Source organism: Stenotrophomonas sp. TWI819 (genome assembly GCF_039673075.1).
Lineage (GTDB): Bacteria > Pseudomonadota > Gammaproteobacteria > Xanthomonadales > Xanthomonadaceae > Stenotrophomonas > Stenotrophomonas rhizophila_B.
In genome coordinates this window covers 1-26808 of record NZ_JBDJKY010000010.1, presented here as the reverse complement: position 1 = coordinate 26808, position 26808 = coordinate 1, and the positions used below count along the sequence as shown (strand labels likewise).

The window sequence follows — 26808 nt, the reverse complement described above, 5'->3', positions numbered from 1 at the left end:
ACGCCCGGACGCCATCGCCCGGGTGCGCGTCTTGGTCCGCTCAATGCAGGCGCGGCACCACGCCACCGAGGCCGACCAGCTTCTCGCGCACGAATTGTGCGTCGCTGGCCTTGGCATTGCGCTTGAGATACAGCCCCAGGTCGCTGCGCGCACCGGCCTCGTAGTCCAGCTGCAGGTAGGCCATGCCGCGGTCACGCAGGGCATCGTCCTGTTCCGGCGCCAGCTTCAGCAGGCGGTCGGCACTGCGCGCGGCGCGGTCCCATTCCCCCCGTTCCACGTACACGCCATGCAGGTTGCGCAGCATCCGCATCAGGATCGCGCGCGCCGGCGCCGGGTCGAGGATCTGCGCGAGCACATCGTCGTCGGGGACTTCACCGCCCAGGTGTGAACGTGCGCGTTCGCGCAGTTCCTCCACGCCCAGCGGGCGGCCGCCGTTGAACGGGTCCATCACCAGTACGCCGTCGTTGAGCGGCAGGCGCACCAGGAAATGCCCGGGGAAGGACACCCCGTCCAGCGGGATGCCGAGCCGGCGCGAGACTTCCATCTGCACCAGTGCCAGCGAGATCGGGTTGCCCAAGCGGCGTTCGAAAACCTGGTTCAGATAGCTGTTGCGCGGGTCGTAGTACTCGCCGTGGTCGCCGCTGTAGCCCAGCTCGTCGAACAGGTGGCGGTTGACCGCGGCAATCTTCAGCGGCCACATGTCGATCGTGGCGATCTCGGTGCGCAGGTGGTCGGCGTGGCTCTGCAGGACCGCGTCGTAGACGGCGGGGTCCAGATCCGGGTATTCATCCCGGGCGATCAACAACGCGGTCGGCAACAGCGGCAGCGCCTCGTCATCCAGCTCGGCCAGTGAGTCCCACGTCGGCAATGTGATCTGCCCCTGCATGGGACAAGACTGGCGACAAACGCGCCGCGATTCAAGGGCGCGGCGCGTTTATCCGGACAGTTTTATTTGCCGTCGGCGATGCCGGGACCGAACGTGAGCTCGGTGCCGTCTTTGAGCGCCATCTTTTCGGCCTGCCCGGCATTGAGTTCCAGCACGTAGCGGGCCGGCTCGCTGCTGGGGTAGGGCGGGCAACGATCGCCGGCCGAACACGGCGGCACATCGCGCTGCTGGCTGACCAGGCGGCGCTGCGCATCGAAGTACAGGATGTCCAGGGCGATCTTGGTGTTCTTCATCCAGTACGCCTGCAGCTCTTCGCGTTCGTGGATGAACAACATGCCGTGATCCTCGGGCATCTGGTCGCGGAACATCAGCCCGCGGGCGCGGGTGTCGTCATTGGTGGCCAGTTCAACGTGGTAACGGTTGCCGTCCAGCTCCACCCAGTGACGGGCGTTGGTGCTGGCGCAGCCGGTCAGGGTGAACAGCAGGAGCAGGGGCAGCAGGCGCAACAGGGACATGGGCGTACCTCGTTGGGGTGGCCGGCGCACGGGCCGGCCACGGGGTCAGATCACGATCGGCGGCTCACCGCCGATGATCACCACATCGGCCGGGCGGCGCGCGAACAGGCCAACGGCGACCACGCCCGGCAGCTGGTTGAGCTCGCGCTCCAGCTTGACCGGGTCAGTGATCTCCAGGTGGTGGATGTCCAGGATCACGTTGCCGTTGTCGGTGACCACGCCCTCGCGCCAGGTCGGCTGGCCGCCGGTCATGTCCATGATGCGGCGGGCGACCAGGCTGCGGGCCATCGGGATCACTTCCACCGGCAGCGGGAACTTGCCCAGCACCTTGACCTGCTTGCTCGGGTCGATGATGCACACGAAGCGCTCGCTGGCCTCGGCGATGATCTTCTCGCGGGTCAGCGCGGCGCCGCCGCCCTTGATCAGGTTCTTGTTGCCGTCGCACTCGTCGGCCCCGTCCACGTACAGCGACAGGTTGCCGGTGTGGTTGAGTTCGAGCACCTCGATGCCGTGCTGCTTCAGGCGCGCGGTGCTCTGGTCCGAGCTGGACACGGCGCCCTTGATGCGGTGCTGGATCTTGGCCAGGGCATCGATGAAGTAGGCCACGGTGGAGCCGGTGCCGACCCCCACGATCATGCCGTCTTCGACGTATTCAATGGCTTTTTCAGCGGCCAGGCGCTTGGCTTCGGACATGGCGGGCAACTCTTGTAGGAAAGGGGGTCAGTGCTTTTCCAGCGACAGCAGCAGCTTCCACTGCGCGGCCGTCACCGGGAGGATCGAAAGGCGGTTGCCGCGCGCGGTCAGCGGAAAACCCTCGCCCAGCGCATCGGCGTGCAGCTTGATCTCGTCCAGCGAAATGGTGTCGCGCAGTTTGCGCTCGAAGGCGACGTCCACCAGCATCCAGCGCGGTTCTTCGCGGGTCGCCTTGGCGTCGTAATAGTCCGATCCGGGATCGAACTGGGTGTCGTCCGGATAGGCCTCGCTGGCCACCGTGGCCAGCCCGACGATGCCCGGCACCTTGGTGTTGGAGTGGTAGAACATCACCCCGTCGCCGACCTTCATGCCATCGCGCATGAAGTTGCGCGCCTGGTAGTTGCGCACGCCGTTCCAGGGCTCTCGGCCCACGCGCTGCAGATCATCGATGGAAAAGGCGTCCGGTTCGGACTTCATCAGCCAGTAGCGCTTGCGTGCGGTCATGCGGAGTCTTTGATTACGGTAGGTGCCGACCGTTGGTCGGTACGCAGACAAGGGTGGAGACGTCGGTGCAGATCGCATCCACCGCGACGTCCCACGGTTGTACCGGCAGATCATCGACCTGCTGGACCGAGAAGCCGACCCCGACCAGCCACGGCGGCGCCGGGCGCTGGTGGCGGAATGCGAAGCTGCGATCATACCAGCCGCCTCCCATGCCCAGCCGGCGACCCTGTGCGTCGAAACCGACCAGTGGCGCGACCACCAGCGCCATCTGCTCCGGTGCGAGTGTGTCGTCCAGCGCGAGATCGGGTTCGGGGATGCCGAAGCGGTTGGTGGTCAGTGCCTGCCCCGGGCGCCAAGGTGCGAAGCGCAGCGTCTTCTCGTGCAGGACCGGCAGGCAGTAGGTCAGGCCGGCGGGCAACTGCATCTGCCAGCGGTGCAGCGCGATCTCGCCATCCATCGCCCAGTAGCCGGCGACATGGCCCTGCGTGGGCGCGAAAGGAAGAGCGAGCAAGCCATCGGCCAGATGTTCGGCGGCGGCCAGGCGCACAGCGGCGGGGAGATCACGGCGGCGTTGGCGCAGCTGCTGGCGCAGTGCGGAGCGCGGGTCGGTCATGCCTGGGTCCGGAGCGTGCGGGAAAGGCGGATAAAACAAGAGCGACGTCCCAAGGGAACGCCGCTCTTGCTGGAATATTGCATTCTCCGCCGTGACGATGCATGCGAAACGACCTTGAACCCGGGGTTCAAGTGGGTACGCTGGGGTTCCATCGGGCTTCCCGCTACAAGGCGGACTTGCACTCCCGGCGCCGTCGCGCACCCGTGGTCGTAATTAAGGGACAAGGCGAATGTTTGCACACGCCGTCGTTCACAGCAGAGAACGCGACGAGGATTATAGCCCTCTTGTGCGATTCGACCAGTCCGTTCGTCGGTCCAATTGCATGTCAATTCAGATCGATGAAGACGGCGCGATGCACTTGTGCAATCAAACAACGCGTGGAACCGATGCGTGGATCAACCTGCGCCGTCAAACGCCCGATCCAGGCGCCGGTTCAGATCGCTCAGGGTCTGCTGCAGCGCGATCGCCTGGCGTGCGTGCTCGTCGCGCAGCTGCTGCAGCTCGTGGGCCAGGTTCAGCGCGGCCAGCACCGCGACGCGGTCGACTGCGGCCATCCGGTTGCTGCCCCGGATCTCGCGCATCTTGGCATCCAGCAGCCGGGCGGCGGCGGTCAGGCTCTCGCGCTCCTCCGCGCCCACGCCCACGGTGTATTCACGATCCAGGATGCGGACACTGACCGGTTCGGTCTGGCTCATGTGTGCTGCTCCAGGGATTTGAGGCGGGTGATCATCGCTTCCACCCGAGAGCGGGCCTGCTCGTTCTTGGCCAGCAGCTGGGAGCGCTCGGCCACCAGCTGCTCCTGCTGGTGGCGCAGGCTGCGGTTCTCCTCGGCCAGGCGCTGGTTGCGCTCAAGCAACGCCTCCACCCGGGCGGCGAAGGCCTGCAATTGGGCGATGGCGTCGGCGGGTTCCATGTCCGGCACGATAGGCAAGGGCGGATGGGGCGGTCAAGCGAATAATGACGGGGCCTGCCGGCAGCTGGCCCGGCGCTGCCGGGGCGGGCTCCGGGGCGGGCCATGGCAACCCGGTGGACACAGGTGGATTGCTACACTGTGGCGCTCACAAACCGTAGCCCCAAGATGACCGAACTCCCGAGTGTCGACGACGTAAACCAGGCCAGCCAGGCCCTGGGCCTGGGCGCCAGCGCCGCTGAACTGCACGGCGGCCTGTGTGGCTGGCTGTCCGCTGGCGGTGCGCCGGTGCGTGAATGGCCGGCCCGCGTGCTGGCCGATGACAACCTGCCGACCCCGGCCGATGGTGACGCCCTGGCGCGCCTGCTCGATGCCAGCGTGGCGCAGATGGAAGACCGCGATTTCGCCTTCGAACTGCTGCTGAGCGATTCAAGCGATACCGCCGCGCAGGCCGATGCGCTGTTCACCTGGGCGCGCGCGTTCCTGGGCGGCTTCGGGCTGGGCTCCGGCCAGAACCGGCCGGCCTTGTCCGAAGAGGGCGATGAAGCCCTGACCGATCTGGCCAAGCTGGCCCAGGCCTCCAGCGAAGACTTCGAAAGCGGCAACGACGATGACGAAGACGCGCTGGCCGAGATCGAGGAATTCATCCGCGTGGCGGTGCTGCTCCTGCATGGCGACTGCGTCATGGCCGCGCGCCATCGGCAGCGCCTGAACTGAGATGGATATCCGGCAGCTGACCGGCATCTCCGCCGCCGAGTACACCCGCCGCCGCCAGCAGTTGATGGAGATGGCCGGCGACGACGCGATCCTGGTGCTGCCCGCTGCGTCCGAGCGGGTGCGCAGCCTGGATACGCATTATCCGTTCCGCCAGGACTCGGACTTCTGGTACCTGAGTGGCTTCCCGGAACCGGAGGCCGTGCTGGTGCTGATCCCGGGCCGCCGCCATGGCGAGGTCATCCTGTTCTGCCGTGAACGCGACGCGGACCGTGAAGCCTGGGATGGCGCGCGCGCCGGCCAGGAAGGCGCGGTCTCGCAGTACGGCATGGACGATGCGTACCCGATCGACGATCTGGACGACATCCTGCCCGGCCTGCTGGAAGGGCGCTCGCGCGTGTACTACCACTTCGGCCGCGATGCCGAGTTCGATCTCAAGCTGATCGGCTGGGTCAACCGGGTGCGCTCGCAGGTGCGGCATGGCGCGCAGCCACCGCATGAGTTCCTGGAACTGGGCCACCTGCTGCACGAGCAGCGGCTGTTCAAATCGACCGCGGAAATCGCCGTGATGCAGCGCGCTGCCGATATCAGCGTGCAGGCACATCTGGCCGCGATGCACGTGGCGCGGCCGGGCATCCACGAGTACGAACTGCAGGCCGATCTGGAGCGTGTGTTCCGTGCCAACGATGCGTGTGCGGCCTACAGCAGCATCGTCGGTGCCGGTGCCAACGGCTGCATCCTGCATTACCGCGACAACAACGCGCGCGCGCACGATGGCGATCTGGTCCTGATCGATGCCGGCGCCGAGTACCGCGGCTACGCCAGCGATATCACCCGGACCTTCCCGGTCAACGGCCGTTTCACCGCCGAACAGCGCTCGCTGCATGATCTGGTCGGTGCGGCGCAGGCTGCGGCACTGGCCCAGGCACGCCCGGGCACTGCGTACGAGGCCGGCCATCTGGCCGCGGTGGAGACCCTCACCGAAGGTCTGCTGCGGCTGGGTCTGCTCAAGGGCACACTGGAAGAGAACATCGCCGAAGCGCATTACCAGCGCTTCTACCGGCACAAGACCGGGCACTGGCTGGGCCTGGACGTGCATGACGTGGGCGATTACCGCTTGGCAGGGGACTCGCGGATGCTGGAGCCGGGCATGGTGTTCACCATCGAGCCCGGCCTGTATATCTCACCGGACGACCGCAGCGTGGAAGCGCGCTGGCGCGGCATCGGCATTCGGACCGAAGATGACGTGCTGATCACCGAGGACGGCCATCAGGTATTGACGGCTGCGTTGGCGCGCAGCGCCGATGAGATCGAAGAAGCGATGGCCAAGCGCTGATCCGCGCCCGGGTAGCGCCACCCCATGGGTGGCGGCCCTCCGTGCCGACGTGGTCTTCAGCCACCCATGGGGTGGCTCTACGCGGATACCGGGGCGGCAATCAGCGGCCAGCGGCGGACACACGATGCCGTGCAGGTACCGACCGTGGGTCGGCACCTGCATCGCCGCTCAGCTGGCGGCCGCAAACACCGGGCGGGTCAGGTTGTCCGCATCGCCCTCGGTGCACAGCACCTCGTCCTCGATCCGGACGCCGCCATACGGGCGGAAGAAATCCACGCGGTCCCAGTTGATGCTGGCGCCATTGCCGGCCTGCTTCACTTCGTCCAGCAGCATGTCGATGAAGTACACGCCCGGTTCGATCGTGACCACCATGCCGGGTTCCAGCACACGGGTCATGCGCAGGTACGGGTGACCCTGCGGGCGCTCGATGCGGCCACCGCGGTCGCTGGCCGCAAACCCGGCCACGTCATGCACCTGCAGGCCGATCAGATGGCCCAGGCCGTGCGGGAAGAAGGCCGCGCTCACGCCGGTGGCCAACGCCGCTTCCGGCGAGACGTTGAGCACGCCGACGTCCTTGAGGATGCCCATCAGCGACAGGTGCGCGTCGATGTGCAGCTGCTTGTAATCCACGCCGGCACGCACAGCGGCGCCCATCTGCTGCTGGGCCGCGTCCACCGCATCGATCAGCGCCTGGAATTCGTCATGGCCGCTGGCCGCATAGGTACGGGTGATATCGCTGGCATAGCCGTACGCGCTGGCACCGGCGTCGATCAGGAAGCTGCGCAGCGGGGTCGGCGCGCTGCGGCCAAGATCGGTGTAGTGCAGTACGGCGGCATGTTCATTGAGGCCGATGATGTTGCCGTACGGCAGTTCGTTGGCGTCCTGCCCGACCGCACGGCAATACGCCATGTGGATCTCGAACTCGCTGGCACCGCCGCGGAAGGCCGTTTCGGCGGCACGGTGGCCGCGCACGCCCAGCCGCTGCGCTTCGCGCATCAGTGCGATTTCATACGGCGTCTTGTAGCCGCGCTGCCAGTCCAGGTAATCGATGACCGGTGCGGGATTGTTCGGCACGAAGGCCCCCAGCGCGCTCTGCGGCTCGCCCAGGATCGCGCAACGCGCCGCGTCCTTGGGCAGCAGCGCCAGCGCCTCGTCGGGCGTGCGGATGATCTGGATGTCGACATGCTCGACCCACCAGCCGTTCGGCGCATCCGGCACCACGTGCCAGTAATCGAAGGGCTGGTGGAAGATCAGGGTCGGGCGCTTGCCCGGGGTGTACACCAACCAGCTGTTGGGCAGCTTGGTCAGCGGCAGCCAGGCCTTGAAATTCGGGTTCACCGCATAGGGGTAATCGCGATCGTCGAACGCCTGGTAATGCTGGGTGCCGCTGGGAATCACCAGATGGTCGAAGCCGCCACGGGCCAGCGCTTCATCGGCGCGCTGGCGCATGACGCTGGCATGGTGGGAATACAGGGCGCCGAGGTCTGGCTGGTTCATGGCATGAAGCTCGCTGACAGTGCGGAATGCAGCCCTAGATTCTGCCGTAATCGGGCTACCGGTGCTGTGCCGGAACCGGCGCTCAGACTGCCGAAGTTTCCTCGGCGATCCACTGCCGCAGCTGCTCGCGTGATTCGCGGGCCAGGGTCAGGAAGCGGAAGCCCACCCAAGCCTGGCCCGGTGCGTGGGTCTGCTCGCTCCACAGCAGGTGCACGCCAACGTCGATCAGCAGTGGCTGCCCCTGCGGGCCGGTGATGGTGAACTGCAACTGGTGCAACGCATCGTCGTGCATCGGCACCGAGGCCAGCATCAGCATGCCGGTTTCGGAGACGTTGCCGAGCCGGCCGATCACGGTCTCGGCCATCAGGTCGGTGACGGGCACCAGCTCGGTCACCTGGCGGCGCGGCGCGCGGCGGGTATCGGGTGTAGTCATTCGGCGTTCTCCGCGGGGCTGCCGGCCAGCGAGCGCAGGGTGCGCAGCGTGGCCTGCCAGGCACGATCAATCAGCCTGCCCTTGTCTTCGGTGACGATCCGCACCTGGCCGTGTGCCATCAGCCGTGCCAGTGCATCCAGCGAATGCTCGCCGACCTTCTGCCCGCGTTGATTGACGAACAGGGCGTTGTCGGTGATCAGGCTGTACCAGGACAGTCGCTGCCGGCGGACGTCGCCCTGCTGGTTGGTGGTGAACTCGAACCAGGTGCCGAAGGGCAGGGTGCGCAGCTGGCGATAGCAGTCGTCCTCGGCCGTGCTGCGCGCGAGCGGGGCGACCTTGCGCGGATCGCTGGCGTCGGCCTGCTCGCCCAGCCGGGTGCGCGCACGCAGGCGTGCGGTGAGTTCGGTCCGCGAGCTGCTGTCGTCCTCGCCGCCGGGCGTGGACAGGCGCCGCGCGATCGCGGCCGCTTCGTCCTGGTGGTAGCCGACCTGCAGCAGGGCGGATTCGACTTCGTTGCCCAGCACGTCATCGCGCTCGGCTGCACCGGGCGTCAGGCAGGTTACCTCGGCGATCCGGGCGGTTTCCTGCTGGCGCTGCTGCCACTGCGGCGAGGTCTCGCCGTTGCGCAGCAGGGTGAGCGTGAGCACGTCCGACCAGGCCTGTTTCAGCAGCGCCTGCACGAAGCGCGGAGGCGCGGCCTGCGCGCACAACTGTTCGATGCTGGTGCTGGCCTGTTGCTTGGCCGCCTCCAGCCGCTCCTTGCCGCGGGCGGCTTCGACATGACGACGCTCGGCCAGTTCGGCCTTGTGCGCCAGCGCGCGGAAGTGCTGCTGGATCTCCTCGTTGGCGGTGTCGAAGACCGCCACATCGCCGTCGTACGCCTTGACCACCTGGTCGACGGCGTGGCCGAGCTTCTGCACCAGCTGCGGATCCACATCTTCCTCGCCCAGCCAGTTGGCGCCGGCCTCGGCCACCGCATTGAGCAGCTCGCGCGCCGGGTGCTGGTCGCGCACGAAGAAGGCCGGGTCGGACAGGGCCGCGCGGGCGACCGGCACCTGCAGGCGGGTCAGCAGGTCGGCGGCCACGGCCTCGGGCCGCACCTCGCGCTGGATCTGTCCATACAGCATGTCGAGCAGGTCGAAGGTGTCGCTGTCCTTGACCGTCAATGAGGCCTGCGCGCCATGCTCGGCACGGACCTGGGCGAGCAGCGCGTTGTGCAGATCGGCCATGCTGCGGCGGGCGCCGCCGGGAGCGACCGCTTGGCCCTGCAGCCTGGCCAGCGTGGCGTGCACGGCTTCGGCGGGTACCGCCAGCGCGGGGAGCGCCTCGGGCGCCAGGAAGGCGTTTTCCGTGGGGGTGGCAACGGCCTGGGCCGAGGCGCCGACGGCTTGCGCGGCCAGCGCTCCGCCGCCAGGTACCGCGCCGGCCGCATGTGCCTGCCGGGCAGCGCCCAACAGCTGGTGCAGCGCTGACATCGCCGGTGCACCGAGGTCGGCGGCAATGGGGCTGGTGGGGAGGCTCGGCGCTGACACAGACACTGACGCCGATGCCGTCGGCGAGGCCGCCGCCGCGCCACCGATGGGTGTGGTGCTGTCCGGCGCGGTGGACGCCGTGGTCAAGGCCATGGCGTGCTCGGTCATTGCTGCCCAGCCGGTGCTCGGCGCGCTGCCGTTCCAGCCGGTCAGGGGCCGCGCCGCCGCGCCGCCGCGTGCGCCGGGCAGGCCGCGCTCGGGGCCGGTGATGATCCGCCGCGTCGTGGCCGAGCGCGCCAGATACGGGGTGTAGACCAGCCCGGGCAGGACGCCTTCGTGCCCCAACAGGATGTTGGCGCGCTCCAGCAGTTCACCCAGCCGCTCCAGCAGTTGACGGTCGAACACGCGGTACAGCGCCAGCTGTGTTTCCAGGCCCAGCGCGAAGTCTTCACCCAGTTCGCGCACGATCCGGCACAGCGCCTGCGGGCCGAACGGCAGGTCATCGACATCGAAGGCCGGTCCGGCGGCGAGCACCCCGAAGCGTTGGCCGAGCAACTGCAGGGCGGTGGCCGAGCGCTGGGCTTCGCGGCGGATGATGTCCACCAGCACGATGTCGCGGTCCACGTCGGTGTCGTTGACCAGGGTCAGCGCGGTGGCCGAAACGGATACCTCGGTCGGGACGATGCGCTGGGCGTGGCGTGGGCCGCGCAAACTGGCCAGGCTCACCGCCACCGCCTCCAGGAAGCGTGGGCCGAACTGCGCGTTGACCTCATGCAGCTGGCGGGCCTGCGCGAAAATGTCGGCCTGGATCTGGCTGTTGCGCGCGCGCTCGGCATCGCGGAACAGCTCGCGCTCGAGCTCCACGATGGTCAGCTTGAGCGGCGCGGTGAGGGTCTGCACTGCCAGCCCGTGCAGCGCGGCCAGCAGGCGACGCACGCGCGGCGGCGCGGCCACGTCCGCAAAGCGGGTCATGTCGGGCTGGGACGACGAAGGTGCGGGCGCAGACATCCGATGTTCTTCCAGCTCCCCTGAGAACACGGAATCTAACGGTTTCGCCCGGTCCCTGCCAGAAGCGACAAGGTTCGAGGTTCCCGGCGCCGGCCAGCGGCCGGCATTACCGTCCGGGCAGGCGCCGCCTGCTCAGGGCAGGAACAGCTCGACCACGTCGTTGGTGAAGCGCCGGCCCAGTTCGGTTGGCATGGCGTCATCGCCGGCCACGGTCATCCAGCCCTTGGCCACGGCAATGCGCAGCGGCTCGGCGATCCGTGCCCGGTGCAGGCCGGTCCGCGATTCGAAATCCTTCAGGCTGAAGCCTTCATGCAGGCGCAGCAGGTTGAGCATGTACTCGAACGGCAGTCGCTCGGCGCTGATCACATCGTCGCCGCCGATCGAGGCTGCGGTTCCGGCAGTGTCCATGAAGGTCTGCGGATGCTTGTGCTTCCAGCGGCGCAGCACGTGTTCTTCAGCGCCGCTGCTGATCTTGCCGTGTGCACCGGCGCCGATCCCCAGGTAGTCGCCAAAGCGCCAGTAATTGAGGTTGTGCTGGCTCTGTCGGCCCGGTTTTGCGTAGGCGCTGACCTCGTACTGCGCATAGCCGGCCTCGGCCAGCATCCGCTGGCAGTGCTCCTGGATGTCCCATGCCGAATCTTCATCGGGGATGCCCTGCGGCGGCCGCGCGAAGAACACGGTGTTCGGCTCCAGGGTGAGCTGGTAGTGCGACATGTGGGTGGGCTGCAGCGCGAACGCGCGCTCCAGGTCATGTTCGGCCTGGGCCAGCGTCTGCTGCGGCAACGCGTACATCAGGTCGATGTTGAAGTTGTCGTAGCCCGCATCCTGGGCCAGCTTCACCGCACGCTCGGCTTCGCCGCTGTCGTGGATGCGGCCCAGGCGCTTGAGCGCCTCGTCGTTGAAGGTCTGGATGCCGAAGCTGATCCGGTTCACCCCGGCCGCGCGGTAGCGGTCGAAACGGCCGTGCTCGGCGGTGCCCGGGTTGGTCTCCAGCGTCACTTCCAGGTTCGGCGCGAAACGCAGCCGGGCCGAGGCCGCCTGCAGGAAACGGTCGATCGCCTCCGGCGGGAACAGGCTCGGCGTGCCGCCACCGAAGAACACACTGCTCACCACCCGGCCCCAGACCAGCGGCAGATCCTGATCGAGATCGCGGATCAACGCGTCGATGTACGCCTCGAACGGCAGCTCGCCCTTGGCCGCATGCGAGTTGAAATCGCAGTACGGGCATTTGCGCACGCACCACGGCAGATGCACGTACAACGCCAGCGGCGGCGTAACCAACCGCGGAGCGTGGTCGTGATCACCCGTGCAGGTTTCGCCGGGCAGGTGGGAGCAGGGGTCGTGTGCCATCAGAGCAGGGCGGGCAGCTTCTGCTTGAGCAGCTGCAGGGCTTTGGCGCGGTGGCTCATCGCGTTCTTCAGGTCCGGTGCCATTTCAGCTGCGGTCTGCGCCAGCACCGGGTCCAGGAACAGCGGGTTGTAGCCGAAGCCGTGGCTGCCACGCAGCTCATCGAGGATCACGCCCTCCCAGCTGCCTTCGCAGATCAGCGGCTGCGGGTCGTTGGCATGGCGCAGCAGCACGATCACCGCGTAGAAGCGGGCGCTGCGGCGATCGGCCGGTACGTCGCGCATCGCCTCGAGCAGCTTGGCGTTGTTGGCGGCATCGTTGGTCGGGATGCCGGCATAGCGCGCGCTGTACAGGCCGGGGGCGCCGTCGAGGGCATCCACGATCAGGCCCGAGTCGTCGGCCAGCGCGGGCAGACCGGTGCTCTGGCAGGCATGGCGCGCTTTGATCAGGGCGTTCTCGACGAAGGTCAGGCCGGTTTCCGGGACGTCGCTGACGCCCAGTTCGCCCTGCGCCACGATCTCCAGCGGCAGGCCGCCGAGCATGGCCTGCAGTTCCTTCAGTTTGCCGGCGTTGCCGCTGGCCAGGACCAGTTTCATTGCTTGGGCTCCAGCAGATCCCACGTGTTGCCGTACAGATCGCGGAACACCGCGACCGTCGCGTAGACCTCCTCGCGTGGGGTTTCGAGGAAGACCACGCCACGCGCGGTCATCGCCGCGTGGTCACGCCAGAAATCATCGGTGTTCAGGAAGAAGCCGACCCGGCCACCGGTCTGGTTGCCGATCCGCGCGCGCTGCTCGTCGTTGCTGGCACGCGCCAACAACAAGGCCGCCGCGCTGCCATCGCCCGGCCCGACCACCACCCAGCGCTTGTCGCCCTGGTCGATGTCATCGATCAGGCTGAAGCCCAGCGCGCCGGTGTACCAGGCGATCGCCTCGTCGTAGTCGGCTACCACCAGGGTGGTCAGGGCGATACGACGGTTCATGCCTTGGCCAGGGCTGCCTGCTGCGCAGCGAACAGATCCTTGATGCCCTTCTCGGCCAGGACCAGCAGCGCATCCAGTTCATCACGGCGGAAGGCATGGCCTTCGGCGGTGCCCTGCAGTTCGATGAAACCGCCACCGTCGTTCATCACGACGTTCATGTCGGTATCGCAGTCGCTGTCTTCGGCGTAATCCAGATCCAGCACCGGGGTGCCGCGGTACACGCCCACCGACACCGCCGCGACGGCGCCGAAGATCGGGTTGCGCTTGATGTCGCCGCGCTTGATCAGGAAGTTCACCGCATCCACCAGGGCCACGTAGGCGCCGGTGATGGCGGCGGTACGGGTGCCGCCGTCGGCCTGCAGCACGTCGCAGTCCAGGGTGATGGTGCGCTCGCCCAGCGCGCCGCGGTCGATGCAGGCGCGCAGCGTGCGGCCGATCAGGCGCTGGATTTCCAGCGTGCGGCCCCCCTGCTTGCCGCGGGCGGCTTCGCGGTCGTTACGGGTGTGGGTCGAGCGCGGCAGCATGCCGTACTCGGCGGTCACCCAGCCTTCGCCCTTGCCACGCAGGAAGCCCGGCACGCGGTTTTCCACGCTGGCCGTGCACAGCACGCGGGTCTCGCCGAAGCTGACCAGGACCGAGCCTTCGGCGTGACGGGTGAAGGCGCGCTCGATGCGCACTTCGCGCAGCTGGTCGGCCTGGCGGCCACTGGGACGGGAATCAGTCATGCTCAAGTTCCGGTAAGACGGGGGATGCGGGGCCACGCCCGGGCCGGGGACCGGCGGGCGAGGAGGCTCTAAGGAGACCGCTAGGGTACCATTTGCACTTTGAGAGCACCGGAAACCCGCATGATTCGAAGCATGACCGCCTATGCCAACGGCGAGCGCGCCACCCGCTGGGGCACGCTGGCCTGTGAGCTGCGCTCGGTCAACCACCGGTTCCTGGAGGTCGGCGTGCGCCTGCCCGAAGAACTGCGTGCGTTGGAGCCGCACCTGCGCGAGCGCGTCGCTTCCCGCTGCAGCCGCGGCAAGATCGATCTGGTCATGCGCCTGCGCGCGCCGGAGGTCACCGGTGCACTGGTGGTCAACGATGCGCTGCTGGGCCAGCTCGGCGAGCTGGCGACCCGGCTGTCCTCGGGCTTCCCGAGCCTGCAGGTGAGCTTCACCGAACTGCTGCAGATGCCCGGCGTGATGCAGGGCGAGGCCGTCGATGCTGCCGCGCTGCATGCCGAAGCCCTGGCGCTGCTGGATACGGCGCTGGACGGCTTCGTCGCCGCGCGTGAGCGTGAAGGCGACAAGCTGGCCACCGCGATCCAGGAACGCGTGGACAGCATCGAGCGCATCGCCGCCGAGGTCACCACCCTGATCCCGCTGATCCGCGAAGGCCAGCGCACCAAGCTGGCGGCCCGCCTGGCCGACCTGCCGCACCCGGTCGATCCCGGCCGTGCCGAACAGGAACTGGTGATGTGGTTGCAGAAGCTGGACGTGGATGAGGAGCTGGACCGCCTGGGCAGCCACATCGCCGAGATCCGCCGCGTCTTCAAGCAGCGTGAGCCGGTCGGCCGCCGCCTGGACTTCCTGCTGCAGGAGTTCAACCGCGAGGCCAATACGCTGGGCTCCAAATCGGTGGACAGCCGCACCTCCAATGCCGCCGTCGAGCTGAAGGTGCTGATCGACCAGATCCGCGAACAGGTGCAGAACATCGAATGAGCAGCCAGATTCCGCCCGTCGGCGCGCCTGCGCGCGGCACCCTGTACATCGTGGCCGCGCCTTCCGGGGCCGGCAAAAGCAGCATCGTCAACGCCACCCTGGCCCGCGACCCGCAGATCGCCCTGTCGATTTCATTCACCTCGCGCGCCACGCGCCCGGGTGAGATCAATGGCGAGCATTACCACTTCGTCAGCGCCGAGGAATTCGAGCGGATGATCGCCGCCGGTGACTTCTTCGAGCATGCCTGGGTGCATGGCGACTGGAAGGGCACCGCGCGGCAGTCGGTCGAGCCGCAGCTGTCGGCCGGCCAGGACGTGCTGCTGGAAATCGATTGGCAGGGCGCCCAGCAGGTCCGCCAGCTGGTGCCGGGCACGGTCACCGTGTTCATCCTGCCGCCGTCCAAGCGGGCGCTGCAGGACCGGATGCGCAAGCGCGGGCAGGACAGCGAGGCGGTGATTGCCCAGCGCCTGTCCGCCGCGCGTGAAGAAATGCTGCACTTCAACGACTTCGACTACGTGATCGTCAACGAGGTCTTCGAGACCGCGGTGGACGAGCTGTGTGCCATCTTCACGGCCAGCCGCCTGCGCCGGGAGGCCCAGAAGGTCCGCCACGCGGGCCTCATCCAGGCCCTGCTGACCCAGGATCCGGCCACAACCGACTGATTCTCAACGGGGTGCTAGCCGGTTGGCTTGATTTTGTCCAGCCCTGGCCGGTACAATCCGTCCCCTTTCCCTCATTCGATTGAGCAGCCCTCACCGGCTGCCGGGAGCCCGCATGGCCCGCATCACCGTAGAAGATTGTCTGGAAGTCGTGAACAACCGTTTCGAACTGGTCATGATGGCGTCCAAGCGCGCCCGTCAGCTGGCCAATGGCGTCCAGGCCACCCTGGACAACAGCGAAACCGAAGACAAGCCGACCGTGCTGGCGCTGCGCGAAATTGCCGCCCGCAAGATCGACAACGCCCTGATCGACGAAGTCGAGAAGGCCGAGCGCGAGCGTGCCGAGCGTGAAGCACTGGAATGGGCCGCTGCCGAAGTCGTCGCCGACGAAGACATGTCCAAGAACGACGACTGATCGCCTCGCGCGTTCGTTGTTGTTGCTGCGAACAGCCCGCCTTTTGGCGGGCTGTTTCGTTTGTGCCGCCAGTGGCTGCGGTAAGGGTGTGTTGTTGCAGGTGAAACTCCCTGTTCAGGGATTTGCCGATCTCACGCCGCTGGCATAGTCTTTGAGCATGAACCCAGGCCCCACTGCCAAGGTCGCCACGCCCGCCGGCGCGGCCGTACCCGACTATGTCCTCCAGCTTGAGCGCGCAGCGCACTATCTGCCGCCCGACCAACTGCCACTGCTGCGCCGCGCCTGGGAAGTAGGCGCCGCCGCGCATGCTGGCCAGACCCGCAAGTCGGGCGAGCCCTACATCACCCATCCGGTCGCCGTAGCCCAGGTGCTGGCCGAGCTCGGCCTGGACGTGGAGGCGTTGATCGCCGCGATCCTGCACGACACTATCGAAGACACCCCGCTGACCCGCGAGGAGCTGGCCGCCGAGTTCGGCGAAGCCGTGGCCGAACTGGTCGATGGCGTCACCAAGCTGGACAAACTGAAGTTCCGCGACCGCCAGGAGGCGGCCGCCGAGAGCTTCCGCAAGATGCTGCTGGCGATGTCGCGCGATCTGCGCGTGATCATGATCAAGCTGGCTGACCGCCTGCACAACATGCGCACGCTGGGTGCGCAGAGTCGCGAAGCGCGCGGCCGCATCGCCCGCGAAACGCTGGAAATCTACGCCCCGATCGCGCAGCGGCTGGGCATGAGCCTGGTCAAGAGCGAGCTGCAGAACCTGGGCTTCAAGGCGCTGTACCCGTGGCGCCACGCGATCCTGGAAAAACACATCCGCAGCCAGCCGGTGGTGCGCCGGGAGGCCATGGCGCAGGTGGAGGTGCAGTTGAGCCAGCGCCTGGCCAAGGAAGGGCTGGAGCATCGCCTGGTCAGCCGCATCAAGACCCCGTGGAGCATCTACAACAAGATGCACGACGAGAACAAATCCTTCGACCAGGTCATGGACGTGTTCGGCTTCCGCCTGGTCGTGCGCAACGTGCCCAGCGCCTACCACGCGCTCGGCGCGGTGCATGCCACCTTCAAGCCGCTGGATGGGCGCTTCCGCGATTTCATCGCGATCCCCAAGGCCAACGGCTACCAGTCGCTGCACACGGTGCTGTTCGGGCCGTATGGCTCGCCGATCGAGGTGCAGATCCGCACCGAGGAAATGGACCTGATCGCCGAGCGCGGCGTGGCCGCGCACTGGACCTACAAGTTCGGTGGCGACTCGCCCAACAGCGCACAGAGCCGTGCACATGCGTGGATCGTGGAGTTGATCGATTCGCAGCGTGCCGCCGGCTCGTCGCTGGAATTCCTGGACAACGTCAAGGTGGATCTGTTCCCGGACGAGGTCTATCTGTTCACGCCCAAGGGCAAGATCCTGGCGCTGCCGCGCAATTCCACGGCGCTGGATTTCGCGTATGCGGTACATACCGACGTGGGCAACATGGCGGTGGCCTCGCGGGTCGACAAGAAACTGGTCCCGCTGCGCACCAAGCTGGTCAGTGGGCAGACGGTGGAAGTGATCACCGCGCGTTCGGCCACGCCCAAGCCGCAGTGGCTGGAGTTCGTGGTCAGTTCCAAGGCGCGCACGGCGATCCGTCACCAGCTCAAGCAGCTGGAGCACGAGGACGCGGTGCAGTTGGGTCATCGGATGCTGGACCGCGCGCTGGAGGCGATGGACAGCTCGCTGGAGCGGTTGCCGAAGGGGCGCCTGGATGCGTTCCTGGCCGAGCACCGGTATCCGCGCCTGGAGGCCCTGCTGGCCGAAGTGGCGCTGGGCAACTGGATGCCGAACCAGGCCGCGCAGGCACTGATGGCGTATGCGGAGCTGCGCGGTGGGGCGCATTCGAAGCATTCGCAGGAAAAGATCCTGATCAATGGCAGCGAGCGCGGGGTAGTGAGCTTCGCGAACTGTTGTCAGCCGATTCCGGGCGACGACATCATGGGCTACCACACGGCCGGCAAGGGCATCGTGGTGCACCGTCTGGACTGCCCGAACCTGGCCGAGCTGCGCAAGTCGCCGGAGCGCTGGGTGCCGATCGGGTGGGATACGACGGTGTCGGGGGATTACGACACCTCGTTGATCGTCGAGGTGGAGAACGGGACCGGTGTGCTGGCGCAGTTGGCGGCGGCGATCGCGCAGAGCCATTCGAACATCGAGCGGGTGGATTATCTGGACCGCGATTTCAATGCGGCGGTGCTGGCGTTCAATATCCAGGTGCGCGATCGGAACCATCTGGCGGAAGTCATGCGGCGTCTGCGGCGGTTGTCGGTGGTGCAGTCGGTCAGGCGCCAGTAACGCGCGAACTGCTACCCGCCAACGGCGGTTCACGTGCGCCTTCTTCCTGCGTGGAGGAGGTGACGGGCAGGCCGGGGCAGGACCCGCTGCAAGTACGTCCCTGTAAGCTCGTGTGTTGCCATCCATGGCAACACACGGTCCTGCCCCGGCCCACCCGTCACCTCCCTGCCAAGGGATGCTGGGGGTGCGGTCAGTGGAGGCGGGCAGCGTGGCGCGGATAGGGTGCTGGCGCTGCGCGGTTGGGGGGCGTCCACGCATGGCGTGGCGCTACCCTTGGGGGCGCTACAATTGCGTTCCCCCTTTTGAATCGTGGAGCTTCCATGTCCCGTCAGATCATTACCAGTGCCAAGGCCCCGGCGGCCATCGGTCCGTATTCGCAGGCTGTGCGCGCGGGCAATACCGTGTACTTCTCGGGCCAGATTCCGCTGGATCCGGCCACCGGTGACATCGTGGGTGTGGGCGATATCGAGGCGCAGGCGCGTCGTGCGTTCGACAACCTGAAGGCCGTGGCCGAAGAGGCCGGTGGTTCGCTGGATCAGATCGTCCGTCTGGGCCTGTACCTGACCGATCTGGGCGAGTTCGCCAAGGTCAATGCGGTCATGCAGGATTACTTCAAGGCGCCGTTCCCGGCACGTTCGACCATCGAAGTGGCGGGTCTGCCGAAGGCGGCCAACTTCGAAGTCGATGCGGTGATGGTGCTCGACCAGGCCTGACGTGGCGCGGTCACGGGCTCCTGCACCGGCGCTGGCCGCAGCCGGGGAGGCATCGTTGTCGATGCTCTCCGGTATCGGGCCGGCGGTGGCGATCAAGCTGGCCGCCCGTGGCCTGTCGTCGCTGCAGGATCTGTGGCTGCATCTGCCGCCGCGCTATGAAGACCGTACCCGGCTGACCACCATCGCCCAGTTGCAGCCGGGCGTGGCGGCGCAGGTGGAGGGGCGGGTGAGTGCGGTCGAGCGCGGGTTCCGCTATCGGCCGGTGCTCAAGGTCGCGATCGAGGACGATTCGTACGGCACGCTGGTGCTGCGTTTCTTCCACTTCCGCGCCCAGCAGGTCGCGCAGTTTGCCGTGGGCACGCGCATCCGCTGCTACGGCACCGCCAAGCCTGGCCATCACGGGCTGGAGATCGTCCACCCCAGTTACCGGGTGATGGGCGGCAATGAGGATGACGAGCTGGGCGACAGCCTCGATCCGGTCTATCCGGCGGTCGAGGGGGTTGGCCCGGCCACGATGCGTAAATTCATCGGCCTGGCACTGGACAAGCTGCCGGAAGAATCCCTGCTGGAACTGTTGCCGGCGGATTGGCTGTCCGGGCTGGGCCTGCCGTCGCTGCGCAGTGCATTGCTGACCGTGCACCGCCCACCACCGGACGCGGATCTGGTGGCGCTGGCCGCGGGCCGGCATCCGGCGCAACGCCGGTTGGCCATCGAAGAATTGCTGGCACACCACCTGAGTCTGCGCCGGCAGCGCATGGCGTTGCAGGCGCACCACGCGCCATCGCTGCGCGGGCAGGGTGCGTTGGTCGCACAGCTGCGCGACAGCCTGCCGTTCCAGCTGACCGGTGCGCAGCAGCGCGTGTTCGAGCAGATCCGCAAGGACCTCGCCAAGGCGCATCCGATGCTGCGGCTGGTGCAGGGTGACGTCGGCTCGGGCAAGACCGTGGTGGCCGCGTTGGCGGCGATGCTGGCGGTGGAGCGGGGCAAGCAGGTCGCATTGGCCGCACCCACCGAGCTGCTCGCCGAGCAGCATATGAACAATCTGCGCGCCTGGCTGGAGCCGCTGGGCGTGCGCACCGCATGGCTGGCCGGCAAGGTCACCGGCAAGGCGCGCACCAAGGTATTGGCTGAGGTCGCCTCGGGCGAGGCGCAGGTGGTGGTCGGTACACATGCGCTGATGCAGGACAGTGTGGTCTTCAAGGATCTCGCGCTGGCGATCGTCGATGAGCAGCACCGTTTCGGCGTACACCAGCGGCTGGCGCTGCGCGACAAGGGCGCGGACGGGCGCAGCGTGCCGCACCAGCTGGTGATGACCGCGACACCGATTCCGCGCACCCTGGCGATGTCCGAATACGCCGATCTGGATGTCTCGGCGATCGATGAGCTGCCGCCCGGGCGTACGCCGGTGCAGACCGTGGCGCTCAACAATGATCGTCGTCCGGAACTGATCGAGCGTATCGCCGTTGCCTGCCGCGAAGGCCAGCAGGTGTACTGGGTCTGCACGCTGATCGAAGAAAGCGAAGAACTCGATGCCACGCCCGCCCAGGCCACGTTCGAATCGTTGCAGGCGCTGCTGCCGGGCGTGCGCGTGGGGCTGGTGCACGGGCGCCTGAAGGCGAGTGAGAAACTCGCCACGATGGTTGCCTTCAAGGCCGGTGAGATCGATCTGCTGGTCGCCACCACCGTGATTGAAGTGGGCGTGGATGTGCCCAACGCGTCGTTGATGATCATCGAGAACGCCGAGCGTCTCGGCCTGGCCCAGCTCCACCAGCTGCGCGGCCGGGTAGGGCGCGGCTCGGCTGTGTCGCGATGCGTGCTGCTGTACCAGGCGCCGTTGTCGAACATGGCGCGCGAGCGGCTGGAAACGATGCGGCAGACCAACGATGGCTTCCTGATCGCCGAGAAGGATCTGGAGCTGCGCGGCCCGGGCGAACTGCTGGGCACACGGCAGACCGGCCTGGCCGGCTTCAGGATGGCCGATCTGGCCCGCGACGCGGATCTGCTGCCGGGCGTGCATGACCTTGCCGAGCGGCTGCTGACCGAAGCGCCTGACGTGGCTGATCAGGTGGTGCGGCGCTGGATCGGCACGGCCGTGCGGTACGCCTCGGCGTAGAGCGCGGGCGGTCGGCAGGAGAGCGAAGGCCGGCGCACGTCCTTCCACGATCAGAGCCATTTCGCGGCTGGTAGGCCTGTCGGCAAAATCAAGGAGGAGGTAGCCGCCGTCAGGCGGATACCGGGGGACATTTGCAGACAGGCCTGCCGGCCGCGAAGTGGCCCATCCGATTGCGGTCGAGTAATCGAAGCAGGAGCCACGCACATTCAAGGCCAGTCGGCTTTGTGGCCAACGTGAGGTGTGGGCGGGCCCCGCCTTGTATTTGTCATGACAGGGTGCGAAAGTCCCTTGCCGATTATCAAGACGGCAACGATGAGCAAGAAGATTCCGCTGTTGATCGACACCGACCCGGGTGTCGATGATGCCCTGGCCCTGTTGATGGCCTTCGCCGATGAGCGCCACGACATCGTTGGCCTGACCATCGCCGCCGGCAACGTAGGCCTGGACCACACGGTCCGCAATGCCCTGAAACTGTGCGAAGTGGCTGGCCGCGACGATGTGCCGGTCTACGCCGGTACCGCCGACCCGCTGCTGCACCCCTCTGTCGATGCCGCCCATGTACACGGCGCCGATGGCTTTGGCGATGTGAACCTGCCGGCCGCCAAGCGCCAGGCCGAGGCCGAGCACGCCGCGCTGGCGATCCTGCGCCTGTCGCACGAGTACGCCGGTGAGCTGTTCCTGGTCGCACTCGGCCCGCTGACCAACCTGGCGCTGGCCCTGAAGCTCGACCCGACCCTGCCGCAGCGCGTGAAGCGCTTCCTGGTCATGGGTGGGGCGGTGACCTGCCACGGCAACATCACCCCGGCCGCCGAGTTCAACATCGCCTTCGATCCGGAGGCGGCGCACATCGTGTTCACCGGCTTCCCGCACATCGAAGTGGCCGATTGGGAGGCCACCGTGGCCCACGGCCTGCTGCATGCGGACGTCGAGCAGTGGCTGGCGGCCGACAGCGACAAGGCCCGTTTCTACGAGCTCATCTCGCGCCAGACCCGCCTGTGGTCCGAAGACAGCCGTGGCGAGCGCTGGTACGCCGCCGATGCCCTGGCGATGGCCTGGGCGCTGCAGCCGGAAGGCGCGCTGCGGGTCGAATCGCGTCCGCTGAACGTGGAACTGGCCGGTGTGCACAGCCGGGGTGCTACCATTGTCGACTGGAACCGCCAGACCGGGCAGCCTGACAACACTCAGCTGCTGATGGCCTACGACCAGGGTCGCTTCGAGGCCCAGGTGAGGGCGGCACTCGGCGTCTGATGACGCCGCTGCGGCGGACCTTTCGCACGGTTGATGGACCCGGCTTGCCCTTTGCGGCGGCCGGGACTATAATGCCGCTCTTGACCACCAGCCCTTATTACGGTGCGCGCCCATGAAGGCCGATATTCATCCTGCTTACCGCGACGTGGTTTTCCACGACGTTACCTCTGATTTCAAGATCCTGACCCGTTCGACCATGTCCACCAAGGACACGATCAAGTGGGAAGACGGCAACGAGTATCCGCTCGTCAAGGTTGAAATCTCCTCGGCTTCGCATCCGTTCTACACGGGCAAGCACAAGGTGATCGACACCAGCGGCCGTATCGACAAGTTCCAGAAGCGTTTCGGCAAGCCGGCGCCGACCGCGGCCTGATCTGTCGACGCAGCTGCTTGAAAACAACGGTCGCCTTGGCGGCCGTTGTTTTTTGTTGTTTCCGCTTTGCTGAACGCCAGGTGAGGCCTGCATGCCCCGCCGACGGAACGCTGTGTCCGTGCGTTGGCGCGAGCCCTTGTGCGCGTTGGAATAGCGCCTGCGGCGCGGTCGGGACCGTGCGTCTACGACTTCCGTCCTAGGGCGTCGAAAATGTTGCTGTGCGATAATGGCGGGATCCACGATAACGATCGTGGACTTCCTTCACGTGCCTGACCCATGCGCTTGGGCGGGCGCCTTCCCTCGAGGAGCGCACACAGTGTCCGATCTTGATCAGGTCACGCTCAACGCCGGCGACACGTCGGTTGTTCTGCCAGTCATCAAACCCACGCTCGGCAACGATTGCGTCGATATCTCGAAGCTGACCAAGGAAACCGGTCTCTTCACGTACGACTCCGGCTTCACCGCCACCGCCAGCTGCAAGTCCGCCATCACCTATATCGACGGTGACAAGGGCGTGTTGCTGTATCGCGGCTATCCCATCGAGCAGCTCTCGGAAAAGTCGAGCTACGTCGAAGTGGCCTACCTGCTGATCAACGGCGAGCGTCCGAGCGCCGAGCAGCTGAAGGCCTTCACCGACGAGCTGGCCGCCGAAGCCGATGTGGATCCGTCGATCAACACGCTGATCGGCAGCTTCGCCAAGGATGCCCATCCGATGGCCATCCTGACCGCCGCCATCGCGCAGCTGTCGGGCATCTACCACGCCTCGCTGGACCTGTCCGACGCCGAACAGCGTCGCCACGCCGCGGTGCGCCTGATCGCCAAGGTGCCGACCCTGTCGGCCCTGATCTACCGCCACGGCAAGGGCCTGCCGGCCAACAAGCCGGACACCTCGCTGGATTACGTCAGCCGCTTCCTGAAGCAGACCTTCGAGTCGGCCGATGGCCAGTACGAGCTGAACCAGGACGTGGTCAAGGCGCTGGATCTGCTGTTCATCCTGCACGCCGATCATGAGCAGAACGCCTCGACCTCGACCGTGCGTCTGGTCGGTTCGACCGGTGCCAACCCGTACGCATCGGTCGCCGCTGGCGTCACCGCGCTGTGGGGTCCGGCCCACGGCGGTGCCAACGAAGCCGTGCTGAAGATGCTGGAAGAGATCGGTTCGGCCGACAACGTCGAGTCCGCCGTGCTCAAGGCCAAGGACAAGACCTCCGGCTTCCGCCTGATGGGCTTCGGCCACCGCGTGTACAAGAACTTCGACCCGCGCGCCAAGGTCATCGGTGTGATGACCGGCAAGGTGCTGGAACAGCTGGGCGTGCAGGATCCGCTGCTGGACGTAGCCGTCAAGCTGGAGCAGGCCGCGCTGCAGGACGACTACTTCGTCGCCCGCAAGCTGTACCCGAACGTCGATTTCTACAGCGGCATCATCTACAAGGCGCTGCAGATCCCGACCGAAATGTTCACCGTCATGTTCGCCCTGGGCCGTACCTCCGGCTGGGTCGCACATTGGCTGGAACAGCAGGTGGATCCGGAAATGAAGATCGGCCGTCCGCGCCAGGTCTACACCGGCAGCGACGTGCGCGACTACCAGGGCTGATCGCTCCGGCAGGTTGTGTTGAAAGCGCCCCGCACTGCGGGGCGTTTTTTTGCCTGTGCGGCTGTGGCTACGTCGTCCGGCGCGTTTCCACATACCGGCTGGGTGCTTCGCCGAGCACGCGGCGGAATGCCGAGGTGAACGCGCTTGGGCTGGCGTATCCCAGATCCAGTGCGATCCGGGTGACCGGCTGCCCGGCACCCAGGCGTTCGATCGCGGCGAGCAGACAGATCTGCTGGCGCCATTCGGCAAACCCCACCCCGGTGTCCGCGCGGAACTGGCGGGTAAAGGTGCGTCGGCTCATACCCGCTTCGGCGGCAACCTCATCGAGCGAGGCGGCGATCGAGGGCGCATCGAACAGCGGCTGGCAGGCGCGCACAAGGCGCGGGTCGCGGGGCAGCGGTGCATGCAGTGACAGGCGTGGCATCGCGGCGATCTCCGCGACCAGCAGCTGCATCAGCCGACCGCCGCGACCGTCCAGGTCGTACAGTGCCGGCAGGTCGACCGCATCGTCCATCAGGTGCCGCAGCAGCGCCGATACGGCGTACACGCCGCAGCGCGCAGGCAACCCGACCACCGCCACTTCGTCCGCTGCCACGAACACGTTGAGCATCGTGACCGGGCCACGCATCGCCATGGCGTGCGCGACGCCTGCGGGCACCCAGCAGGCACGCCGTGGTGGCACCAGCCAGTGTCCTTCGGGTGTGGTGAGGCTGATGGTGCCGCGCGAGGCAAACGCGAACTGACCGCGCCGATGCGCGTGATCGGGGAAGACGGATCCGGCGGCGTAGTCATTGGCGGTGACCACCACGGCGCGCGGTAGATCTTCAAAGGGATCAAGCAGGGTATTACGCATGGCCCGGATTCTATAGGTATTGACCTGGTATCGAAGGTGGGCCGCGCGCCGACGCCCTACGATCATCGCCCAGCCTTTCTTCCTGACGATGCCTCCATGCCCCCCACCTTTCATCGCGTCGGCACTGGCGCCCATCCTGTCCTGGTCCTGCACGGCTGGTTTGGCGACGCGCATGCGTTCGAACCCATCGAGCCGTGGCTGTCCGGTGAGGAGTTCACCTATGTGTTCATGGACTGCCGCGGCTACGGTGGCATGCGCGGGGTGCCCGGTGACTACACGATCGACGAGATCGCCAACGACGCGCTGACCTTGGCCGACACGCTGGGCATCGAGACCTTCAGCCTGATCGGGCATTCGATGGGCGGCATGGCCATCGAGCGGATCGCGGTGCTCGCCCCGGATCGCGTGCGCGCGCTGGTCGCCGTGGCGCCCGTGCCGTGCGGCGGCATCGCCTACGATTCACCCACGCGGCAGTTGCTCGAAGCGGCCGCGGGCAGCGTGAGCATCCGCCGGGGCATCATCGACCGCAGCACCGGTGGACGGTTGCCCGCCGCGTGGCTGGACTGGAAGGCGCAGTACTCGATGGCGCACGCGTCGCCGGAGGCATTCGCGGCGTACTTCCCGGCCTGGGCGGACACGGACTTCCGCACGGAGATCATCGGCCGACATCCGGTGAAGGTGCTGATCGGTGAGCACGATCCGGTGTTCAACGCGGCCCTCATGAAAAGGACCTACCTGAGCCGCTATCGGCAGGCGACCCTGGAGGTGCTGGAAAGTGCGGGTCACTACCCGATGAACGAAACGCCGTTGGCCTTGGTTGCGGCGATCGAGCGCTTTCTGGTCCCGTTCGCCGAGGCCTGAGGGAGGCCGCGCGTAGTCTTAGCGGCTGCCCAGGTAACCCTCGATCTCGCCGTCGGCCAGCAGTTCACGCAGCTGCGTGGCCGACGCGCGCCGCATCGGCTTCTCATCGATGGCCGACAGCGGCGGTTGGCGCAGGCCATCGTAAGGCAGCACGGCGATGTCGAAGGTCAGGTCCTCGGCACTGAATACCCAGACCGGTGCATCCAGGCTGCGTTCGCGGTCCAGCCGCAGCCGACGCGTGCGCGATTCGGCCGGGATGCCATGTTCATCGAGGTAGCGCTGCACGGCATCGGCATCGTCGCTGTGCACCTGCAGCTGCACGGGGCTGTTGGCATCGGCGGTGCCGTCCAGCACCGGGCCGCACAGGCGCGGTGAGAAACCCTGCAGGAAATCCATCGCGCGCAGGGCGGCCTCGCGGCGCTGGCGAAGCTGTGCGCCATGGTCGGCACCGGCGAACAGACGCTGATATTCGCGTAGGGCGTCTTCGATCTCGGTGTTGCGGGGCAGGGAGGCATCGTCATGGATGCCGAGCCGGGTGGCGGCCTTGAGCTTGGCCTGGTGATAGTCGCGGATGCCGCCCTCGGCCATCAGACGGGCGGCTTCATGCGCCAGCTGGTGGCGACGCTCACGGGTCTGGGTGGCTGCATGCTGACGGGCTCGATGCATGACCGGTACTCCTTGGCGACCTGCACGGCAATGTACACCGGCGATGTGACAGGGAGGTAGCCATGCCGCGCGGTGCCCGCCCCGCAGCGACCGGCAGGCCCCTCGGCAAATGTCCCCCGGCCGCCGCCTGACGGCGACGGGCTCCTCCTTGATTTTGCCCAGGCGCCCACCGGCCGCTGCGGGGCTCGCGTCCCAGCGCCCGACTCCCGGGCTGCCGCGCCTGCAAAGATGCAGAGCGCGCTCCATGCTTGCCATGCTGATGGAAAAGATGACCCGTCCTGCCATAGGTTGACACCTGTGGCGGATGTAGAGGCCGCCGTCAGGCGGCCAAGGACGCCCGATGCACTGCATCGGGCGTCTGCATTTTAAGGGACAGATGT

At 67.0% G+C, this 26808-nt stretch carries 28 protein-coding genes and 1 other RNA gene; 12 read left to right on the top strand and 17 right to left on the bottom strand.

The genetic code is table 11. The features are described 5' to 3' along the window. Nucleotides 1-40: 40 nt before the first annotated feature. The 8 genes from ABE463_RS14110 to ABE463_RS14075 form a co-directional block, all read right to left on the bottom strand. Nucleotides 41-886, bottom strand: coding sequence for a tetratricopeptide repeat protein (locus tag ABE463_RS14110; RefSeq protein WP_123730293.1), 846 nt, complete (start codon nucleotides 884-886; stop codon nucleotides 41-43). 62 nt (nucleotides 887-948) lie between these two features. Then, the gene (locus tag ABE463_RS14105) at nucleotides 949-1401 is read right to left on the bottom strand and encodes a DUF192 domain-containing protein (protein ID WP_123730294.1); all 453 of its coding nucleotides are present in this window, start codon (nucleotides 1399-1401) and stop codon (nucleotides 949-951) included. 45 nt (nucleotides 1402-1446) lie between these two features. Further along, nucleotides 1447-2094 (bottom strand): ribose-5-phosphate isomerase RpiA, encoded by a 648-nt coding sequence (gene rpiA, locus ABE463_RS14100; RefSeq protein ID WP_346468584.1) that lies wholly within the window; start codon nucleotides 2092-2094, stop codon nucleotides 1447-1449. Between the two features lie 27 nt (nucleotides 2095-2121). Then, on the bottom strand, nucleotides 2122-2598 hold the full coding sequence (locus tag ABE463_RS14095; RefSeq protein ID WP_313213073.1) for an EVE domain-containing protein: 477 nt from the start codon (nucleotides 2596-2598) through the stop codon (nucleotides 2122-2124). Between the two features lie 13 nt (nucleotides 2599-2611). Beyond that, nucleotides 2612-3211 (bottom strand): 5-formyltetrahydrofolate cyclo-ligase, encoded by a 600-nt coding sequence (locus ABE463_RS14090; protein WP_346468583.1) that lies wholly within the window; start codon nucleotides 3209-3211, stop codon nucleotides 2612-2614. 79 nt (nucleotides 3212-3290) lie between these two features. Beyond that, nucleotides 3291-3475, bottom strand: a non-coding RNA gene (gene ssrS / locus ABE463_RS14085) — 6S RNA. Nucleotides 3476-3606: 131 nt separating this feature from the next. Next, on the bottom strand, nucleotides 3607-3906 hold the full coding sequence (locus ABE463_RS14080) for a cell division protein ZapA (protein WP_123730298.1): 300 nt from the start codon (nucleotides 3904-3906) through the stop codon (nucleotides 3607-3609). Further along, nucleotides 3903-4124 (bottom strand): TIGR02449 family protein, encoded by a 222-nt coding sequence (locus ABE463_RS14075; protein ID WP_017355837.1) that lies wholly within the window; start codon nucleotides 4122-4124, stop codon nucleotides 3903-3905. Before ABE463_RS14075 ends, ABE463_RS14080 begins: the two co-directional genes overlap by 4 nt. A 165-nt stretch (nucleotides 4125-4289) precedes the next feature. Between ABE463_RS14075 and ABE463_RS14070 the strand changes: the two genes are divergently transcribed. Further along, nucleotides 4290-4838: a UPF0149 family protein gene (locus ABE463_RS14070; RefSeq protein ID WP_346468582.1), complete on the top strand. Its 549-nt coding sequence runs from the start codon at nucleotides 4290-4292 to the stop codon at nucleotides 4836-4838. 7 nt (nucleotides 4839-4845) lie between these two features. After that, on the top strand, nucleotides 4846-6171 hold the full coding sequence (locus ABE463_RS14065; protein WP_346468657.1) for an aminopeptidase P N-terminal domain-containing protein: 1326 nt from the start codon (nucleotides 4846-4848) through the stop codon (nucleotides 6169-6171). Between the two features lie 168 nt (nucleotides 6172-6339). Here the strand turns inward: ABE463_RS14065 and pepQ are convergent, their stop codons facing one another. The 7 genes from pepQ to rph form a co-directional block, all read right to left on the bottom strand. Further along, complete coding sequence (gene pepQ, locus ABE463_RS14060) at nucleotides 6340-7668, bottom strand: Xaa-Pro dipeptidase (RefSeq protein WP_346468581.1); 1329 nt, start codon at nucleotides 7666-7668, stop codon at nucleotides 6340-6342. An 82-nt stretch (nucleotides 7669-7750) separates the two neighbouring features. Next, on the bottom strand, nucleotides 7751-8101 hold the full coding sequence (locus ABE463_RS14055) for a PilZ domain-containing protein (RefSeq protein ID WP_259259265.1): 351 nt from the start codon (nucleotides 8099-8101) through the stop codon (nucleotides 7751-7753). Next, complete coding sequence (locus ABE463_RS14050; RefSeq protein WP_346468580.1) at nucleotides 8098-10581, bottom strand: DUF1631 domain-containing protein; 2484 nt, start codon at nucleotides 10579-10581, stop codon at nucleotides 8098-8100. Before ABE463_RS14050 ends, ABE463_RS14055 begins: the two co-directional genes overlap by 4 nt. Nucleotides 10582-10713: 132 nt before the next feature. After that, complete coding sequence (gene hemW, locus ABE463_RS14045) at nucleotides 10714-11931, bottom strand: radical SAM family heme chaperone HemW (RefSeq protein ID WP_346468579.1); 1218 nt, start codon at nucleotides 11929-11931, stop codon at nucleotides 10714-10716. Next, the gene (gene rdgB / locus ABE463_RS14040) at nucleotides 11931-12524 is read right to left on the bottom strand and encodes an RdgB/HAM1 family non-canonical purine NTP pyrophosphatase (RefSeq protein WP_346468578.1); all 594 of its coding nucleotides are present in this window, start codon (nucleotides 12522-12524) and stop codon (nucleotides 11931-11933) included. The genes hemW and rdgB overlap by 1 nt, the downstream gene beginning before the upstream one ends. Further along, complete coding sequence (locus ABE463_RS14035; protein WP_259259268.1) at nucleotides 12521-12910, bottom strand: VOC family protein; 390 nt, start codon at nucleotides 12908-12910, stop codon at nucleotides 12521-12523. Before ABE463_RS14035 ends, rdgB begins: the two co-directional genes overlap by 4 nt. Beyond that, complete coding sequence (rph, locus tag ABE463_RS14030; protein ID WP_123730306.1) at nucleotides 12907-13635, bottom strand: ribonuclease PH; 729 nt, start codon at nucleotides 13633-13635, stop codon at nucleotides 12907-12909. The genes ABE463_RS14035 and rph overlap by 4 nt, the downstream gene beginning before the upstream one ends. Nucleotides 13636-13755: 120 nt before the next feature. On the opposite strand from rph, the gene ABE463_RS14025 reads away from it, so the two are divergent. The 9 genes from ABE463_RS14025 (at nucleotide 13756) to ABE463_RS13985 (ending at nucleotide 24048) form a co-directional block, all read left to right on the top strand. Beyond that, nucleotides 13756-14616 (top strand): YicC/YloC family endoribonuclease, encoded by an 861-nt coding sequence (locus ABE463_RS14025; RefSeq protein WP_121039457.1) that lies wholly within the window; start codon nucleotides 13756-13758, stop codon nucleotides 14614-14616. Continuing rightward, complete coding sequence (gene gmk, locus ABE463_RS14020) at nucleotides 14613-15278, top strand: guanylate kinase (protein ID WP_346468577.1); 666 nt, start codon at nucleotides 14613-14615, stop codon at nucleotides 15276-15278. The genes ABE463_RS14025 and gmk overlap by 4 nt, the downstream gene beginning before the upstream one ends. 112 nt (nucleotides 15279-15390) lie before the next feature. Then, nucleotides 15391-15690 (top strand): DNA-directed RNA polymerase subunit omega, encoded by a 300-nt coding sequence (gene rpoZ / locus ABE463_RS14015; RefSeq protein WP_005410877.1) that lies wholly within the window; start codon nucleotides 15391-15393, stop codon nucleotides 15688-15690. Between the two features lie 157 nt (nucleotides 15691-15847). After that, complete coding sequence (locus ABE463_RS14010) at nucleotides 15848-18007, top strand: bifunctional (p)ppGpp synthetase/guanosine-3',5'-bis(diphosphate) 3'-pyrophosphohydrolase (protein WP_121039451.1); 2160 nt, start codon at nucleotides 15848-15850, stop codon at nucleotides 18005-18007. Between the two features lie 320 nt (nucleotides 18008-18327). Next, the gene (locus ABE463_RS14005; RefSeq protein ID WP_121039448.1) at nucleotides 18328-18720 is read left to right on the top strand and encodes a RidA family protein; all 393 of its coding nucleotides are present in this window, start codon (nucleotides 18328-18330) and stop codon (nucleotides 18718-18720) included. Between the two features lies 1 nt (nucleotide 18721). Further along, nucleotides 18722-20833, top strand: coding sequence for an ATP-dependent DNA helicase RecG (recG, locus tag ABE463_RS14000; RefSeq protein WP_346468576.1), 2112 nt, complete (start codon nucleotides 18722-18724; stop codon nucleotides 20831-20833). 312 nt (nucleotides 20834-21145) lie between these two features. Further along, nucleotides 21146-22081: a nucleoside hydrolase gene (locus ABE463_RS13995; protein ID WP_088432679.1), complete on the top strand. Its 936-nt coding sequence runs from the start codon at nucleotides 21146-21148 to the stop codon at nucleotides 22079-22081. Between the two features lie 112 nt (nucleotides 22082-22193). After that, complete coding sequence (locus ABE463_RS13990; RefSeq protein WP_019183873.1) at nucleotides 22194-22454, top strand: type B 50S ribosomal protein L31; 261 nt, start codon at nucleotides 22194-22196, stop codon at nucleotides 22452-22454. A 316-nt stretch (nucleotides 22455-22770) separates the two neighbouring features. After that, complete coding sequence (locus tag ABE463_RS13985) at nucleotides 22771-24048, top strand: citrate synthase (RefSeq protein WP_313219666.1); 1278 nt, start codon at nucleotides 22771-22773, stop codon at nucleotides 24046-24048. Between the two features lie 67 nt (nucleotides 24049-24115). On the opposite strand, the gene ABE463_RS13980 is transcribed toward ABE463_RS13985, so the two are convergent. Next, nucleotides 24116-24901 (bottom strand): helix-turn-helix transcriptional regulator, encoded by a 786-nt coding sequence (locus ABE463_RS13980; RefSeq protein WP_346468575.1) that lies wholly within the window; start codon nucleotides 24899-24901, stop codon nucleotides 24116-24118. A gap of 96 nt (nucleotides 24902-24997) precedes the next feature. Between ABE463_RS13980 and ABE463_RS13975 the strand changes: the two genes are divergently transcribed. Then, nucleotides 24998-25762, top strand: a complete 765-nt coding sequence (locus tag ABE463_RS13975; protein WP_346468574.1) for an alpha/beta hydrolase — start codon at nucleotides 24998-25000, stop codon at nucleotides 25760-25762. A gap of 18 nt (nucleotides 25763-25780) precedes the next feature. On the opposite strand, the gene ABE463_RS13970 is transcribed toward ABE463_RS13975, so the two are convergent. Continuing rightward, complete coding sequence (locus ABE463_RS13970) at nucleotides 25781-26428, bottom strand: hypothetical protein (protein WP_346468573.1); 648 nt, start codon at nucleotides 26426-26428, stop codon at nucleotides 25781-25783. Nucleotides 26429-26808 lie beyond the last annotated feature (380 nt).